2 protein-coding genes are annotated in these 17,999 nt (G+C 75.1%); both read right to left on the minus strand.

The features are described from left to right. Positions 1-18 precede the first annotated feature (18 nt). A complete protein-coding gene (locus tag RM590_RS16590; RefSeq protein WP_311705568.1) occupies positions 19-14,700 on the minus strand; it encodes an SDR family NAD(P)-dependent oxidoreductase in 14,682 nt (4,893 codons plus the stop codon). A gap of 283 nt (positions 14,701-14,983) precedes the next feature. After that, positions 14,984-17,980 (minus strand): helix-turn-helix transcriptional regulator, encoded by a 2,997-nt coding sequence (locus tag RM590_RS16595; RefSeq protein WP_311705360.1) that lies wholly within the window; start codon positions 17,978-17,980, stop codon positions 14,984-14,986. Positions 17,981-17,999 lie beyond the last annotated feature (19 nt).

Consider the following 17,999-nt stretch of genomic DNA (forward strand, 5'->3'; position numbering starts at 1 on the left):
GGTGCGGTGGGGCTTGTGTCAGACCCCGAGCTCGTTCTGGATGAAGTCGAGGACCTCGTCGGCGGAGGCCGACCGGAGCCGGTCGGTGACGCCGTTGCCGCGCGCGGTCCGGGCGGCTTCCTTCCAGCGGAGCAGCAGGTCCTCCAGGCGGCTGGTGATGGTGCCGTGGTCGTAGTCGGCCCCGTCGGTGCCGTCGGTCGCGGCCGCGGAGACGGCCGCCTCCAGCCGCTCCAGTTCGGCGAGGAGTGAGCCGCCGGTGGCGGGCGCGGGCGCGGCGGGGGCGAGTTCGCGGAGCAGATAGCCGCCGAGCGCGGCGCTCGTCGGGTAGTCGAAGACGAGCGTGGGGGGCAGGCGCAGCCCGGTGGCCGCGTTGAGCCGGTTACGGAACTCGACGGCGGTGAGGGAGTCGAAGCCCAGCTCTTTGAAGGAACGGTCCGCGCCGATCGTGCCCGCGGCGCCGTGCCCGAGCACGGTGGCGGCGTGGGTGCGGACGAGTTCCAGCACGGCGTGTTCGCGGTCGGCCTCCGGGAGCGCGGCGAGCCGGCGCGGCAGCGGTGCGGGCTCGCCGGGGGCGGCCGTCGCCGTGGTGTCGACGACGCGGCGCGCGGTGGTGCGGACGAGCCCGCGCAGCAGGGGGGCGAGCGTGCCGGCGTCGGCCTGGGCGGTGAGCGCGGCGAGGTCCAGCGGGGTGGGGACCTGGAGGGCTTCGTCGCGGCGGCAGGCGGTGTCGAAGAGGGCGAGGCCCTGTTCGGTGGGCATGGGCAGCAGCCCGGTGCGGCTGAGCCGGGCCAGGTCGGCGGCGGCGAGGTCGCCGGTCATGCCGCTGGCCTGGGCCCAGTAGCCCCAGGCGAGGGAGGTGGCGGGCAGGCCCTGGGCACGGCGGTGCGCGGCCAGCGCGTCCAGGAACGTGTTGCCCGCCGCGTAGTTGGCCTGCCCGGCGTTGCCGAGCACGCCGGCGAGGGAGGAGAAGAGGACGAACGCGGTCAGGTCCCGTTCGCGGGTCAGCTCGTGCAGGTGCCAGGCGGCGTCGACCTTGGGCCGCAGCACGCTGGTCACGCGTTCCGGGGTCAACGAGGCGAGCACGCCATCGTCGACGACGCCGGCGGTGTGGACGACGGCGCGCAGCGGGTGCTCGGCGGGGATCCCGGCCAGCGCGGCGGCCAGTTCCTCGCGGTCGGCGGCATCACAGGCAACCACGCTCGCTACGGCACCCAACTCCGCCAGGTCGGCGGCGAGTTCGTCCGCACCCCGGGCGTCGGGTCCCCGGCGGCTGGTCAGCAGCAGATGCCGCACCCCATGCGTGGTCACCAGGTGGCGGGCCAGCGCCGCGCCGAGCGTTCCGGTGCCGCCGGTGATCAGCACCGTCCCTTCCGGATCCCACGACTGCGGCACGGTCAGCACCAGCTTGCCGACATGCCGCGCCTGACTCATAAAGCGGAACGCCTCCGGCGCCCGCCGGATGTCCCACACCCGCACCGGCAACGGCTCCAACACACCCGAGTCGAACAGTTCCCCGAGGGCCGACAGCATGGCGCCGATGCGGTCGGGCCCGGCCTCCATCAGCTCGAACGCCTGGTAGGCGACGCCGGGGTGAGCGCGCGCCACGTCGTCGGGGTCGCGAACGTCGGTCTTGCCCATCTCGATGAACCGCCCGCCCTCGGAGAGCAGTCGCAGCGACGCGTCCACCAACTCCCCGGCCAGACAGTCCAGTACCACCTCCACGCCGCCCGAGAAACGTTCCTCGAACGACGCGTCGCGGGAGGAGGCGATATGCGCGTCATCCAGCCCGGCCGCCCGCAGCACGCCCCACTTGGACTCACTCGCCGTGCCAAACACCTCCGCGCCCAGATGCCGGGCCAGCCGCATGGCGGCCGTGCCCACGCCACCGGCGGCCGCGTGAATCAGCACCCGCTCCCCCGACCGCAACCCCGCCAGATCCACCAGCGCGTAATAGGCCGTCAGATAGACAGCGGGTACGGAGGCGGCCTGCTCGAACGACCAGTCGTCCGGGACGCGGGTCACCATCCGGGCGTCGGCGATCGCGACCGGTCCGAAGGAGTCCCGGATCATGCCCATTACGCGGTCGCCGACGGCGAAGTCGGCGACGTCCGGGCCGACTTCGGTGACCACGCCCGCAGCCTCGCTGCCCAGGGCGATCGTTCCCGGATACATGCCGAGGGACATGAGGACATCGCGGAAGTTGAGCCCGGCCGCCCGCACCGCGACCCGGATCTCGCCCGGCGCGAGGGGCGCCTCGCTCTCCGGGGACGGCACCAGGGCCAGGTTCTCCAGGGTGCCGGCGGCCGTGGTGTCCAGCCGCCAGGCGGGGGCGTCGTCCGGTGGGACAAGCGTTCCGTCCGCGGCGTTCCGGGTGAGGCGGGGAGCGAGGAACCGGCCGTCGCGGATGGCGAGCTGGGGCTCTCCGGTGGCGAGGGCGGCGTCGAGGGGCAGTTCACCGTCCCCGTCGCGGTCGATCAGCACGATCCGCCCGGGATTCTCCGCCTGCGCCGACCGCACCAACCCCCAGACGCCCGCATGCGCCAAGTCGGGCACACCCTCACCCGACCGCACAGCCACCGCGCCCCGCGTCACCACCACCAACCGCGACACATCCGAACGATCCGCAGCCAGCCACTCCCCCACCACACCCAACAACTTCACCGTCGCCGCACCAACCACCCCCGGCGACACCTCCCCAGGCGCCAACTCCACAACCGTCGACTCCACTTCCGAAACGTTCTCCGGCACCGCCACCGGAACCCACTCCACCCCGAACAACGCCTCATCGCCACCGGGCGCGGGCCGGAGCTGTTCCGGCCGGACCGGGCGGAGGGTCAGGGCCTCGATGTCGGCGACGGGCAGGCCGGTGGGGTCGGTGAGGGACACGGTCACGGTGTCGGTTCCGGCGGGGCTGACGCGCACGCGGAGCGCGGTGGCGCCCGCGGCGTGCAGGGTGACGCCGCGCCAGGCGAACGGCAGGCGCAGCTCGCCGCCCGCGGGCCCGCCGGGCAGCGCGTCGAGCAGCAGGCCGTGCAGGGCCGCGTCGAGCAGTGCGGGGTGCAGGGCGTGGGCGGCGCCGCCCGCGTCCTGCCGTTGCGCCAGCCCCTGGGGGGCGGCGACCTCGGCGTAGACGTCGTCCCCGGCGCGCCAGGCCGCGCGCAGTCCGCGGAACGCCGGGCCATAGGTGTATCCGGTCTCGGCGAGCGCCTGGTAGAAGCCGTCGAGGGCGATGGGTTCGGCGTCGGCCGGGGGCCAGGCGGCGGGGGTCGCGGGCGGCGGGCTTCCGGCGGGGCCGAGGGTGCCCTCGGCGTGCCGGGTCCAGGTGGCCGTGGCGGGGTCGGCGCTCTCGGGGCTGGAGTGCAGGGACACGGGCCGTCGCCCGTCCGGGTCGGGCGGGCCGACGTTGACCTGCAAGCGGAGCGCGCCCTCGGCCGGGACGATCAGCGGGGCCTGGAGCGTCAGTTCGTCGAGGCGGCCGCAGCCCGCCTCGTCACCGGCGCGGATGGCGAGTTCGACGAGGGCAGTGCCGGGCAGCAGGGTGGTGCCGGCGATGGTGTGGTCGGGGAGCCAGGGCTGGGCCGTGGCCGACAGCCGGCCGGTGAGGACGAGTCCGTCGCCGTCGGCCAGGTGCACGGCCGCGCCCAGCAGCGGGTGACCGGCGGCGGCCAGGCCGAGGCCGCCGGCGTCGCCGCCGCCCCGGCCCGGGGTGAGCCAGTAGCGCTGGTGCTGGAACGCGTAGGTGGGCAGGTCGGCGTCCGGGGCGTGGCGCGCGGCGTCCCCGGGGAACGACGGGGCCCAGTCGACGGGCAGTCCCTGGGTCCAGGCGTGGGCCAGGGCCTCGGTGAACGCGTCGTTCTCGGCGCGGTTCTTGCGCAGCAGCGGGATGGTGAGTCCGGTGAAGTCCTCGCCGAGGCTCTCGCGGGCCATGGCGGAGAGCACGCCGTCCGGGCCGATTTCGAGGAAGTGTGTCACGCCTTGCCCGGCCAGCCAGCGCACGCCGTCGTCGAACAGCACGGCGCGGCGGACGTGTTCGGTCCAGTAGGCGGCGGTGAACTCGTGGACGCGCTCGCCGGTCAGGTTGGACACGACGGGGATGCGCGGCGCGGCGTGGGCCAGTTCCTCGGCGACCGCGCGGAACTCCGCCAGCATCGGATCCATCAGGGGCGAGTGGAAGGCGTGCGAGACTCGCAGCCGCCGGGTCTTGTGGCCGCGTTCGGCCAGGGTGGCGGCCAGCGCGAGGACGGTGGGCTCGTCCCCGGAAATGACCGTGGCGCGGGGGCCGTTGACCGCCGCGATGTCCACGGTGGCGTCCTCGTCCGTGGGCAGCAGCGCGCGGACCTCGGCCACCGGGGCGAGGACGGAGACCATGGCGCCGCCGGGGGGCAGGGCGCCCATCAGGCGGCCCCGGGCCGCGACCAGGCGGCAGGCGTCGGGCAGCGTCAGGACGCCCGCCACATGGGCGGCGGCGATCTCGCCGATGGAGTGGCCGGCGACGAAGTCGGGGCTCAGACCGAAGGATTCGGCGAGCCGGAACAGCGCGACCTCGAGCGCGAACAGGCCGGTCTGGGTGTGCTCGGTGCGGTCCAGCAGCTCCGGATCGTCGGCGAACAGCACCTCGCGCAGGGGGCGTTCGAGGTGGCGGTCCATCTCGGCACAGACCTCGTCCAGGGCGGCGGCGAACGCCGGGTGGGTGGCGTGGAGTTCGCGGCCCATGCCGGGGCGCTGCGTGCCCTGTCCGGAAAAGAGGAACGCGAGCCCGCCGCCGTCGGTGGCGGTGCCGCGCACCACCCCGGTGGCGTCCTCGGGGGCGGCCAGTGCGCGCAGCCCGGCGCGGAACGCGTCCGGGTCGTCGGCGAGGACGACGGCCCGGTGGTCCAGCGCGGCGCGGGTGGTGGCGAGGGCGTGGCCGACGACCGCGGGGGCGAGCCCGGGGCGCCTGTCGAGGTGGTCAGCGAGCCGGGCGGCCTGGTCGCGCAGCGCGGCGGGGCTCTGGCCGGACAGCGGCCAGGGCAGCGGCCCGGCGGGGGCGGGCACCGGCTCGGTGGCGGGCGCGGCCTCGGTGCTCGGGGCCTGTTCGAGAATGACGTGGGCGTTGGTGCCGCCGATGCCGAACGAGGAGACCCCGGCGCGGCGCGGGCGGCCGTTCGACGGCCAGTCGCGTGGCTCGGTCAGCAGCTCGACGGCGCCGGCCGTCCAGTTCACGTGCGGGGTCGGCTCGTCGACGTGCAGGGTCCGGGGCAGCACGCCGTGCCGCATCGACTGGACCATCTTGATGACGCCGGCGACGCCGGCCGCGGCCTGGGCGTGGCCGATGTTGGACTTCAACGAGCCCAGCCACAGCGGCTGTTCGGGCGCCCGGTCGCGGCCGTAGGTGGCGAGGACGGCCTGCGCCTCGATGGGGTCGCCCAGGGTGGTGCCGGTGCCGTGCGCCTCGACGGCGTCCACCTCGTGCGGGGTCAGCCCGGCGCTGGCGAGGGCCTGCTCGATGACGCGTTGCTGGGAGGGGCCGTTGGGGGCGGTGAGGCCGTTGCTCGCGCCGTCCTGATTGACGGCGGAGCCGCGGACGACGGCCAGCACGCGGTGCCCGTTGCGGCGCGCGTCGGAGAGGCGTTCCAGCAGCAGCAGGCCGGCGCCCTCGGACCAGCCGGCGCCGTCGGCGGCGGCGGCGAACGACTTGCAGCGGCCGTCCGGCGACATGCCGCGCTGGCGGCTGAACTCGACGAAGACGTGCGGGGTGGCCATCACGGTGACGCCGCCGGCGAGGGCGAGTGCGCACTCGCCCTGCCGGAGGGACTGGGCGGCCAGGTGCAGCGCGACCAGCGAGGAGGAGCAGGCCGTGTCCACGGTGACGGCCGGGCCCTCCAGGCCGAATGTGTAGGACAGCCGGCCGGAGACGACGCCGCCGGAGGTGCCGGTGATCTGGTAGCCCTCGGTGTTCTCGGCGGCGGCGTCGGCGCCCGCGCCGTAGTCGTGGTACATGAGGCCGGCGAAGACGCCGGTCGGGGTGCCCTTGACGGAGGCGGGGTCGATCCCGGCGCGTTCGAAGGTCTCCCAGGCCGTTTCGAGGAGCAGCCGCTGCTGGGGGTCCATGGCCAGCGCCTCGCGGGGCGAGATGCCGAAGAGGGCGGCGTCGAAGTCGCCCGCGTCGTGCAGGAATCCGCCTTCCCGGGCGTAGCTGGTGCCGCGGCGCTCCGGGTCGGGGTCGAAGAGGGTGTCGAGGTCCCAGCCGCGGTCGGCCGGGAAGCCGGAGATGGCGTCGGTGCCGTCGGCGACCAGCCGCCACAGGTCCTCGGGGGACCGCACGCCGCCCGGGAAACGGCACGCCATGCCGACGATGGCGACGGGCTCGTCGGGGTCGGCGGCGGTGGCGGTGCGGGGGGCGGCGGAGGCGGGGGCCGCGCCGAGGAGTTCGCCGCGCAGGACGCCGGCGACGGCGGTCGGTGTGGGGTGGTCGAACACCAGGGTGGCGGGCAGGCGCAGCCCGGTGGCCGCGTTGAGCCGGTTGCGCAGTTCGACGGCGGTCAGCGAGTCGAAGCCCAGTTCCTTGAACGCGCGGTCGCCGCCGATCGCGGCCGAGTCGGCGTGGCCGAGGACGGCCGCTACCTGGCCGCGCACGAGGTCGAGCAGGAGCCGGTCCCGTTCGCCCTCGGGGAGCGCGGTGAGCCGGGCGGCGAGCGGCGAGGTCTCGGTGTCGGGCCCCGGCTGGGCGGTGCGGCGCGCGGGGGTGGGTGCCAGGTCGCGCAGCAGGGGCGGGAGGAGCCCGGCGGTGGCGCGGTTGCGCAGGACGCGGTGGTCGAGGCGGACGGGGACCAGCAGGGCGTGCTCGCCGTGGTCGGTGAGGGCCGTGTCGAGGGCGGCGAGACCGGCCTCGGCGGGCAGCGGGAGGATTCCGGCGCGCGGCATCCAGTCCTGGGCGCCGTCCGCGAGGTGGGCGGTCATGCCGCTGGGCTGCTCCCACAGGCCCCAGGCCAGCGAGGTCGCGGGCAGCCCGGCCGCACGCCGGTGCGCCGCCAGCCCGTCGAGAAACGCGTTGGCGGCCGCGTAGTTGGCCTGCCCCGGATTGCCGAAGACGCCGGCGATGGAGGAGAAGAGGACGAACGCGGTCAAGTCCAGGTCACGGGACAGCTCATGGAGGTGCCAGGCCGCGTCCACCTTGGGCCGCATGACGGCCGCCAGCCGCTCCGGCGTCAACGAGCCCACCACGCCGTCGTCCAGCACCCCCGCCGCATGCACGACGCCACGCACGGGAACCCCCGTGACCAGCACCTCGGCCAGCTCCTCGCGGTCGGCCACGTCACAGGCCACCACCCGCACCTGCGCGCCCAACTCCTCCAGCCCAGCCACCAGTTCACCCGCACCAGGCGCATCAATACCCCGCCTGCTGGTCAGCACCAGATGCCGCACCCCATGCACCGTGACCAGATGCCGGGCCACCAGACCACCCAACGCACCCGTACCACCCGTCACCAGCACCGCACCCTCCCGGTCCCACACCGGACCGGCCACCCCACCGCCCGCGCCCACCCGGGTGAGGCGGGGAACGAGCAAGGCGCCGTCGCGGAGGGCGAGTTGGGGTTCGCCGGCGGTCAGGGCCCGGGCGAGCGGGCCCACGGGGTCGGGGTCGCCGGGGCCGAGGTCCACCAGGACGACGCGGTCGGGCTGTTCGGTGGCGGCGGAGCGGACCAGACCCCACACCGGGGCATGGGTCAGGTCGGTGACGTCCTCGCCCGGCCCGGCGGCCACCGCCCCATGAGTGACCACCACCAGCCGCGCGTCGGGCAGTTGGTCCCCGGCGAGCCAGGACTGCACCACGGCGAGCGCGTCGGCCGTGGCGGCGTGCGCGGCGGCCGGGGTGAAGTCCCGGGCGCGGAGGTCGAGAAGGACGCCGTCGGGGGCGGGCGCGCCCTGGCCGAGGGCGGCGGTCAGCGCGTCGAGGTCGGGGAACGCGGTGGCGCCGACGCCGAGCGTGTCGCCGCCCAGCGCCGCCCAGACCGGCCGCGTCGCCGGCTCGGGGACCGGGGCCAGCGTGGTCCAGGCGAGATGGTGCGGACCGCGGTTCGCGCCCGGTGCCCGGAGCTGCCCGGGGTCGAGCGGGCGCAGGGCCAGCGCGTCGACGGTGGCGACCGGCCGGCCGACGGGGTCGGTGGCGGTGAACCGGATGGAGTCGGCGCCCTGCCGGGCGAGGCGGACGCGGAGCGTGGTGGCGCCGGTGGCGTGCAGGGCGACGCCGCGCCAGGCGAAGGGCAGCAGCACCTCCGGCGGCCGGCCGGTGTCGGGGCGGGTCAGTTGCTCGGCGTGCAGTGCGGCGTCGAGGAGGGCGGGGTGGAGCCCGAACCGATCGGCGTCCCCGCGCGCCTCCCCGTCCAACACGACCTCGGCGAAGACCTCTTCGCCCGACCGCCATGCCGCACGCAGCCCCTGGAACGCCGGCCCATACCCATAACCGGCCTCGGCCGCACGGGCGTAGAAACCGGCCAGATCCACCGGCTCCGCGCCCGCCGGCGGCCAGACACCCCCCAACTCATCGGCCGCACCGCCGACACCGCGGCCCAGCACGCCCACCGCATGCCGCGCCCACTCGCCCTCGCCCTCAACCACCCGCGAGAACACCGCGACCGAACGCCGCCCGTCCGCACCCGGCGCGCCCACCGCCACCTGAAGCCCCACCTCACCCCGCTCCGGCAGCACCAGCGGTGCCTCCAGCACGAGTTCGTCCAGGTGGTCAAGGCCGGCGTCGTCACCGGCGCGCAGCGCCAGTTCGACCAGCGCGGCGCCGGGCAGCAGCACGGTGTCCAGCGCCGCGTGATCCGCGAGCCACGGATGCGAGACCAACGACACCCGCCCGGTCAGCAACAGCCCGCCGTCCTCCGCCACCGACACCACCGCGCCAGCCAGCGGGTGGTCTGCCGGGGCCTGGCCGAGGGCGGTGGCGTCCCCCGCGCCGGCCGCGGGGGTGTCCAGCCAGTACCTCTCCCGCTGGAAGGCGTAGGTGGGCAGGTCGACGGCGGTCGCGCCCCGGCCGGCGAGGACGGCCGGCCAGTCGACGGACACGCCCCGCGTCCACGCCTCGCCCAGCGAGAGGTGGAAGCGGCGCGCGCCGCCCTCGTCGCGGCGCAGCGTGCCCAGCGCGGCGGCGGGCGTTCCGGCGTTCTCGGCGATGTCGGCGACGCCCGCGGTCAGGATGGGGTGGGCGCTGCATTCGATGAAGGCGCGGTAGCCGTCGGCGAGCAGGGCGCGCACGACGGGCGCGAACGAGACCGGGCGGCGGCAGTTGTCGTACCAGTACGCGGCGTCCAGTTCCGGGCCGTCCAGCACCGTGCCGGTGACGGTGGAGTACAGCGGCACGGAGCCCGTGCGCGGGGTCACCCCGGCGGCGAGGGCGAGGATCGCCGGGCGCAGCGGCTCGACGTGGGCGGAGTGCGACGGCACGGAGGAGGCGAGCAGCCGGGCGCGGACGCCGTCGGCCTCGCAGGCGGCGACCAGTTCGGCCAGTCGCTCGCTGGGGCCGGCGACGGTGACCGAGCGGGGGCCGTTGTCGGCGGCGATGGTCACCTCGCCCTCGTAGGAGGCGATGCGCGCCTCGACCTCGGCGCGGGACAGGCCGAGGGAGGCCAGCGCGCCGGTGCCGGTGAGTTCGTCGGCGAAGAGCTGGGAACGGGCGACGATCAGCCGGGCCGCGTCGTCGAGGGACAGCGCGCCGGTGACGCAGGCCGCCGCGATCTCGCCCTGGGAGTGGCCGACGACGGCGTCCGGCTCGACGCCGCAGGAGCGCCACAGTTCGGCCAGGGACACCATGACGGCGAACAGCGTGGGCTGGACGACCTCCAGGCGGTCCAGGGACGGCGCGCCCTCGGCGCCGGTCAGCACCTCGTGCAGGGACCAGGGGACATGGGTCTCCACGGCGGCGGCGACCTCCGCGAAGCGCGCGGCGAACACCGGGGCGGAGTCGAGCAGTTCGAGCGCCATGCCGGCCCACTGCGAGCCCTGGCCGGGGAAGACGAACACGACCTTGCCGGTCGCGTCGGCGGTGCCGGTCACGGCGTGCTGCGGCACGACGCCGTCGGCAAGCCGGGCGAGCCCGGTCAGGTAGTCGTCGCGGTCCTCGCCAACGACAACGGCGCGGTGCCGGAACGCGGCGCGGGTCGTGGCCAGGGAGAGGGCGACGTCCGGGGGCGCCAGGTCCGGGCCGGCCGCGATGTGGTCGTGCAGGCGCCGCGTCTGGGCGGCGAGCGCCTCGCCGGTGGTGGCGGAGACGGGCCAGGGCAGCGGCCCGGCGGCGGGCGCCGTCTCCGACATCGGGGTCGGAGTCGGATCGGCGACCGGGTCCGGTTCGGGGGCCTGTTCGAGGATGACGTGCGCGTTGGTGCCGCTGACGCCGAACGACGAGACGCCGGCCCGGCGCGGGCGGTCGCCGGATGCCCAGGGCCGGGCCTCGGTGAGCAGCGACACGGAGCCGGAGGACCAGTCGATGTGGGGCGACGGCTCGTCGGCGTGCAGGGTCGGCGGCAGGATGGCGTGCCGCAGCGCCAGCACGGTCTTGATGACACCGGCCACGCCCGCGGCGGCCTGGGTGTGGCCGATGTTGGACTTGACCGAGCCGAGCCACAACGGCCGGTCGGCGGGCCGGTTCTGGCCGTAGGTGGCCAGCAGGGCGTGGGCCTCGATGGGGTCACCGAGGCGGGTGCCGGTGCCATGGGCCTCGACGGCGTCGATGTCGCCCGGGGTCAGCCCGGCGCCGGCCAGGGCCTGTTCGATGACGCGGCGCTGGGCGACACCGTTGGGCGCGGTGAGGCCGTTGCTCGCGCCGTCCTGGTTGGTGGCGGAGCCGCGGACGACGGCGAGCACGCGGTGCCCGTTGCGGCGGGCGTCGGACAGCCGCTCGACGACCAGGACGCCGACGCCCTCGGCCCAGCCGGTGCCGTCGGCGTTCGCGGAGAAGGACTTGCAGCGGCCGTCCGCCGACAGGGCGCGCTGTCGGGTGAGTTCGACGAAGATGCCCGGGGTGGACATCACGGTGACGCCGCCGGCCAGGGCCAGGGTGGACTCGCCGCGGCGCAGCGACTGGCAGGCGAGGTGGAGGGCGACGAGCGAGGCGGAGCAGGCGGTGTCGACGGTGAGGGCGGGCCCCTCCAGGCCGAGCGCGTAGGCGATGCGGCCGGACGCGACGCCGGGGTGGCTGCCCGTCATGAGGTAGCCCTCGGTGGCCTCGGTTCCCTCGTGCAGCCGGGGTCCGTAGTCCTGGAAGGTGGCGCCGACGAAGACGCCGGTGGGCGTGCCGGCCAGGGTGGTCGGGTCGAGGCCGGTGCGCTCCAGGGCCTCCCAGGCGGTCTCCAGCAGGAGCCGCTGCTGGGGGTCGGTGGCGGTGGCCTCGCGCGGCGAGATGCCGAAGAACGCGGCGTCGAACTCGGCGGCGCCGCGCAGGAATCCGCCGGCCCGGACGTAGTGCTTGCCGGGCTCGTTGCCCTCGGGGTCGTAGAGGCCGGCCAGGTCCCAGCCGCGGTCGTCTGGGAACGGGCCGATGACGTCGCGGCCCTCGGCGACGACGCGCCACAGGTCCTCGGGGGAGGCGACGCCGCCCGGGAAGCGGCAGGCCATGCCGACGATGGCGATGGGCTCGTCGTCCTCGGCGGGCCCGGTGGCCGGGGTGGCGGGGCCGGCGGCGGCCGGGGTGTCGGTGCCCAGCGCCTCGTCCCGCAGCCGCCGGGCGAGCGCGACCGGGGTGGGGGCCTCGAACAGCACGGTGCTGGGCAGCGGCAGGCCGGTGAGGCGTTGCAGCAGGTCGCGCAGCTCGACCACGGTCCAGGAGTCGAACCCGAGGTCCCGGAAGGTGCGTTCGGCGTCGATGTCGTGCGGGTGGTCGTGCTGGAGCACGGTGGCCACGGCGCGCAGCACGAGTTCGCGCGCGTGGCGGTCCCGGTCGGCGGGCGGCAGCGCGGCGAGGGTGTCGCCGAGCGTGGTGGTGCCGGGTTCCTCGGGCTCGGGGTCGCCCGGAGTCTCGGGCCGGGCGGCGAGGGCCGGGGCGGGGCGTTCCCCGGCGGGCGGCTCGATCCAGTGGCGGCGGCGCTGGAAGGCGTAGGTGGGCAGTTCGGCGCGGGCGCCGGCCGGGGCCGCGACGACGCCGGTCCAGTCGACGCGGGCGCCGTGTGTCCAGGCCTCGGCCAGCGAGGTGAGGAAACGCCGCGGGCCGCCCTCGTCGCGGCGCAGCGTGCCGATGAACGCGGAGCGCGCCTCGGCGTCCTCGATGGCCTCGCGCACCCCGACGCCGAGCACCGGGTGCGGGCTGACCTCGATGAACAGACCGTGGCCGCGGTCCAGCAGCGCCCGGATCGCGTCGTGGAACCGGACGGTGCGGCGCAGGTTGGCGTACCAGTAGTCGGCGGTGAGTTCGTTGCCGGTCAGGAACTGGCCGGTGACCGTGGACACGAACGGGACGGCGGCGGTCCGGGGTTCGATGCCGCCGAGCGCGCCGACGACGTCGTCGTGGAGGGCGGTGACCTGGGGTGAGTGGGAGGCGTAGTCGATGGCGATGCGCCGGGCGCTCACGCCGGCCGCCTCGCAGGCGGCCATGAGTTCGTCCAGCACCGGGTTCAGGCCGGCGACCGCGGTGGTGCGGGGGCCGTTGAGCGAGGCCACGGCCAGCCGGTCGCCCCAGGGCGCGATGCGCTCCCGGACGGCGTCGGCGGACTCGGGGATGGACACCATGCCGCCCTTGCCGGACAGTTTCCGCAGCGCGCGGGCGCGCAGCGCAGAGACGCGCGCCGCGTCGTCGAGGGAGAGGGCGCCGGCCACCACGGCGGCGGCCATCTCGCCCTGGGAGTGGCCGACCACGGCCGCGGGCTCCACCCCGCAGGAGCGCCACAGTTCGGCCAGCGACACCATGACCGCCCACAGCGCGGGCTGCACGACATCGACGCGGCCGAGCGCGGCCTCGTCGGTGAGCACCTCGGTCAGCGACCAGTCGGTGTGCGGCGCCAGGGCGCGCCCACACTCGTCCATCCGGCGGGCGAACACGGGCGAGGACGCGAGGAGTTCGCCCGCCATGCCGACCCACTGCGAGCCCTGGCCGGGGAACACCAGCACCGGGCGTTCGGCGCCGGGGGCCACCGTGCCCTCGACCACGCCGGGGCCGGGGTGGCCCCCGGCGAGGGTGTCGAGCCCGGCCAGCAGCCCGGCCGGTTCGGCGGCGAGCACCACGGCGCGGTGCTCGAACGCGGCGCGGGTGGTGGCGAGGGCTGCGGCGATGTCGGCGGGCCGGGCCCCGGGGCGGTCGGCCAGGTGCCGGCGCAGCCGGGCGGCCTGGCCGCGCAGGGCGCGGTGGCCGCGGGCGGAGACGGGCCACGGCAGCAGTCCGCCGCCGATGGGCGGGCTGCCCGGCGCCGCCGTCACGGGCGCGGGGCGCGGGGCCTCGCCGAGCACGAGGTGGGCGTTGGTGCCGCCGATGCCGAACGAGGAGACCCCGGCGACCAGCGGCTCGTCGGGCCGCGGCCAGGGCGTCAGCTCGGTCTGCACGCGCAGCCGCAGCGGGCCGAGGTCGATGGCGGGGTTGGGCGCCCGGAAGTGGAGGCTGGGCGGCAGGGCGCGGTGTTCCAGGGCGAGCGCGGTCTTCAGCAGGCCGGCGATGCCGGCCGCCGCCTCCAGGTGGCCGATGTTGGTCTTGACCGAACCGACGGCCAGCGGGTCGGCGGCGGGCCGGGCGGAGCCCAGCACCTCGCCGAGCGCGGTGGCCTCCACGGGGTCGCCGATGCGGGTGCCGGTGCCATGGAGTTCGACGTACTGGGCGCCGGCCGGGTCGAGCCCGGCGGCCTCGTAGGCGCGTTGCAGCACATCGGCCTGGGCGGCGGTGCTGGGGACGGTCAGGCCGTCCGACGCGCCGTCGTGGTTGACGGCCCCGCCGAGGATGACGCAGTGGACGCGGTCGCCGTCGGCCAGCGCGCGCGACAGCGGCTTGAGGAGGACCAGGCCACCGCCCTCGCCGCGGACGAAGCCGTTGGCACGCTCGTCGAACGCGTAGCAGCGGCCGTCCGGGGACAGCCCGTTCAGCCGGTCCACGATCGCGGAACTCTCCGGCGAGATCCGCAGGTTGACGCCGCCGGCCAGGGCGAGGTCGGCCTCGCCCGCGAGCAGGGCACGGCAGGCCAGGTGCACGGCGACCAGCGAGGAGGACTGCCCGGTGTCGACGGTGAGGCTCGGGCCGTGCAGGCCCAGGGTGTAGGAGACGCGGTTGGCGATGACGCCGCGCTGCTGGCCCGTCAGGCTGTGCTGGCTGAACGCCTCGGGCCCGTAGCCGCGCACCAGGGCGGCGTAGTCGTCCCACATGGCGCCGACGAACACGCCGGTGTCGCTGTCCTCCAGCGTGGCGGGGACGATGCCCGCGTCCTCCAGCGCCTCCCAGCCGAGCTCCAGCATGAGCCGCTGCTGCGGGTCCATGGCGGCGGCCTCGCGGGGGGAGATCCCGAAGAAGTCCGCGTCGAAGGCGTCGACGGAGTCGAGGTAGCCGCCCCGGGTGACGGCGGGCGACGCGTCGGCGGGGACGGCGCCGCGGCGGGCCTCGGGGATGTCGGTGATGGCGTCCACGCCGTCGCCGAGCAGCCTCCAGTAGGCGGCCACATCCGTTGCCCGCGGAAAGCGGCAGGACATGCCGATGACGGCGACCGGTTCACGCCATCGCGTCGGAGTCTCCGATTTCCCGGATCCCGACATCGCCTGCGCCACCTTCGCCGAATTCACCGTTTCAGCCACGCTGTCTCCCATTACATTCTGCGGCCGTGTTCGCAGAAATGACTGCCGGTCGACAATGGTGCGGCACCCTAAAGGACGTCTAAAGCGAGCGGGATATTGCCCGGATCAGCGGCCGGGCCCGGAAAAGAACCGGGCCGCCGCCGTTCTCCTAGGGGCCGCTAGGGGGCGAATCAAGGGGTTCGCCGGGCCCGCCCGGAACGCCGACCGGGCCCGGCGATTCGGCAGGCGTTTCGGGCGGGCGGGGTCAGACGATCTCGGTGACCTCGAATTGCAGATCGATCGGAAGCTGTTCGCGACCGCCTATCTTCAGCTTCCGGTACACCCGGGTCAGATGCTGCTCCACAGTGCTGACACTGATGTACAGGCGGGAAGAGATGTCGCGATTGGTGTAGCCGCAGGCGGCCAGTACGGCGACGCGCTTCTCCGATTCACTGAGTTTGGCCTTCCTGATATCGATGGCCGACCGCTCGCCCTGGCGCGGGACGGTCTCCTCCGGCTGGTCCGGCGCCTTGTGCTCGAACCGCATCGCGGCGCACAGCGGTTCCGCGCCGCACTCCTTGGCCAACTGCCAGGCGCGGCGCCAGGCCATCGTCGCCTGCGCGGTCTCGCCGTGCGCCTTGTGCGTCTCGGCCAAGTCGTGCAGCGCCAGCGCCAGTTCCATGCGGTCGCCCGCGGACTGGAGCAGCGTCACGGCCCTGGTGAGCAGCGGCAGCCGCTTGCCCGGGTCCTGGGTGGCGGCGAGCAGGCGCAGGGACACGCCGCGGATCCGCTCCTGCCCGCTGCCGATCAACGAGAGCTGCTCGGTGACCAGGCGCTCGGCCTCCTCCCGTTCCCCGAGGAGCAGGAGCACCTCCGCCACGTCGCCGCGCCAGGGCACCCAGGTCGGCTGGTCCAGGCGCCACTTCAGGGCGAGCTGACCCTGCGCCAGGAAGTCGTCGAGTGCGACGTTGAGCCGGTTGGTGGCCAGGTTGTAGCGGCCCCGGGCGCGCAGGAAGATCAGGCCGTGGATGCTGCCGAACAGTGCCTCGGGGGTGGGCTGGTTGAGGCTGCGGGCGCCCGCCTCGTACTTGCCGAGCGCGGTCTGCGCCAGCACCTGGAGCGAGAGCAGCCCGCAGGCCAGGGTGGACTCCTTGCGCCCGTGGACGCGGTCGAGCCCGAGCGCGCTGTACTTCTCGGTGTCCAGCGGGTTGCCCATCTGCCAGGCGATGCCGGACCGGATGCCGGCGAACAGCGCGTACCAGCCCGGCATGTCGCGGCGCTCGCTCTCGGCGAGGAACGTTTCGCTCCAGTACCGGGCGCGCTCCGACTTGCCCGCGTGCAGCAGGCACTTGACGGCGCTGGTGACCGGCTCGAACGTCGAGTCGGTGAGCACCGACCGCTGAAGCAGCTCCTCCGCGGCGGCGACGACCTCGTCGCCGCTGGCCGCGACGGGCACCAGCCAGGGCATCTCGTAGCGCTGTCCGCGCGGGGCCAGGTCGGGGTCCGGGGTGCCGTCGTCGCCCCAGGGGTGGTAGAACTCCACGACCGCCGTCTGGGTGCTGGGGACCCAGCCGACCGAGCCGGGCGGGCTCTCGGCGTCCATCGCGCGCAGCGTCTCCAGCACCTCGGTGGCCTCGTCGATGCGCCGGTGGACGAAGAACAGGTCGGCCAGCGCCAGGCACTGCTGGGGCGCCAGCCCGCCGGCCCGCAGGTCGGCCAGCAGGTCGTCGCAGGTGCGTTCGGACGCGGTGAGGTCGCGCCGCTGGAGGATGAGGGCGAGCCGGAGCCGGATGTCCACGCGCTGCGAGGCGTTGCCGCAGGAACGCAGCGCCAGCCGCAGATAGTCACCGGCGCGCCGGTCCTCGTCCCTCGCCAGGGCGACCTCCGCCGCGTCCTGGAGAACGGCCACCGCCCAGGGCTCGTCGGCGCGGCCCACGGCCGCCAGATGGCTGGCGACCGTGGCGGCGGGCGCCTCGGCGGCGCGCAGGAGCGCGGCGGCGCGCCGGTGCAGCCGCTGGCGGAAGGCGCCGTCCATGCGGTCGAGCACGACGGCGCGGGCGGCGGGGTGGCGGAAGGCGAGGCCGTCGGTCAGGCCGGCGGCCCGCAGCGCGCGCATGCCCTGGGCCACGCCGTCCGAGGAGAGGTCCCGGAGCCGGCCGAGCAGTTCGGGGGTGCCGGCCTCGCCGAGCACGGCGAGGCCGTCGGCGACCTTGGCGGCCATCGGGCCGCCGCGGTCGAGGCAGGTCAGCACGGCGTGCGAGAACGCGTCGCCGGGCATCGGGTCGGGCGGCGCGGTCCCGGGGGCGGAGCCGGCGGCCATCTGGCAGTCCTCCCACAGGGCCCGCATCAGCAGGGGGTTGCCGCCGGTGACGGAGTGGAAGTGGTCGACGACCGCGTCCGGCGGCGGGTCCTGACCGCAGGCGGCCAGCAGCGCGGCGACGCGCTCCCGGTCCAGGCAACTCAGGTGCAGCCGACGGAAGTTGGGCTGGCGCAGGAACTCGGTGCGGTGTGCCGGGGCCCATTGCCGGTAGTCCAGCGCCTCGGTGAAGACCGTCATCAGCGGCAGCGCGCGCGAGCGGGCGGTGATGTGGAGGAGGTATTCCAGCGAGGTGGCGTCGACCAGGTGCAGGTCGTCGACGGCGATCAGCGTGAGCCGGCCGTCCAGCGCCTCGTGCAGCGCCGAGCAGACGCGCCGCATGCGGGCGGCGTGGGCCGCGGAGACCCGGTCGGGCCGCCGCGGGCCGCCGGCCGGGCTGTCGTCCTCGTCGAGAAGGCGCTGCACTCGCCGGCCGTCGTCCGGGGCGAGCGCGGGGCTGGCGGCGAGCTGCCGCATCACGCCGAGCGGAAGGGCGTATTCCGAGGACAATGCGGTGGCCCGGAGAACCACCGCGCCCTCGCCCGCGGCGTGCGCGGCAAGCGCCTCCAGCAGTTCGCTCTTCCCGCTGCCAACGGGGCCTTCAATTATTACGGCGCTCGCTCTGCGTGACGCGCAATCGGCCAGACCAGTCCTCAATCGTGCAAGTTCTGCTTCCCTACCGATCATTAGCATGCAGAACGCGCCCCCCGATTCCCCCAAAGGACGAACACATTTCCCCCTATCAGAGCGCAAACGGGGCAAACAGTACTGGTGGTCACCTTCGATGAAACTCCGAGACCGCTCGGCTGTCAACGCCTTTCCCCGGCCAGAATTGGCCGTTTGACGGAATTCAAACGGGGCAGCCCAGGACGCTAGGGGGTGCGATAGGGGTTTCCCCGGGGCCATCGATTCCCTATAGTGCGGC

The sequence above is a fragment of the Streptomyces litchfieldiae genome, assembly GCF_031845365.1.
Taxonomy (GTDB): Bacteria; Actinomycetota; Actinomycetes; order Streptomycetales; family Streptomycetaceae; genus Streptomyces; species Streptomyces litchfieldiae.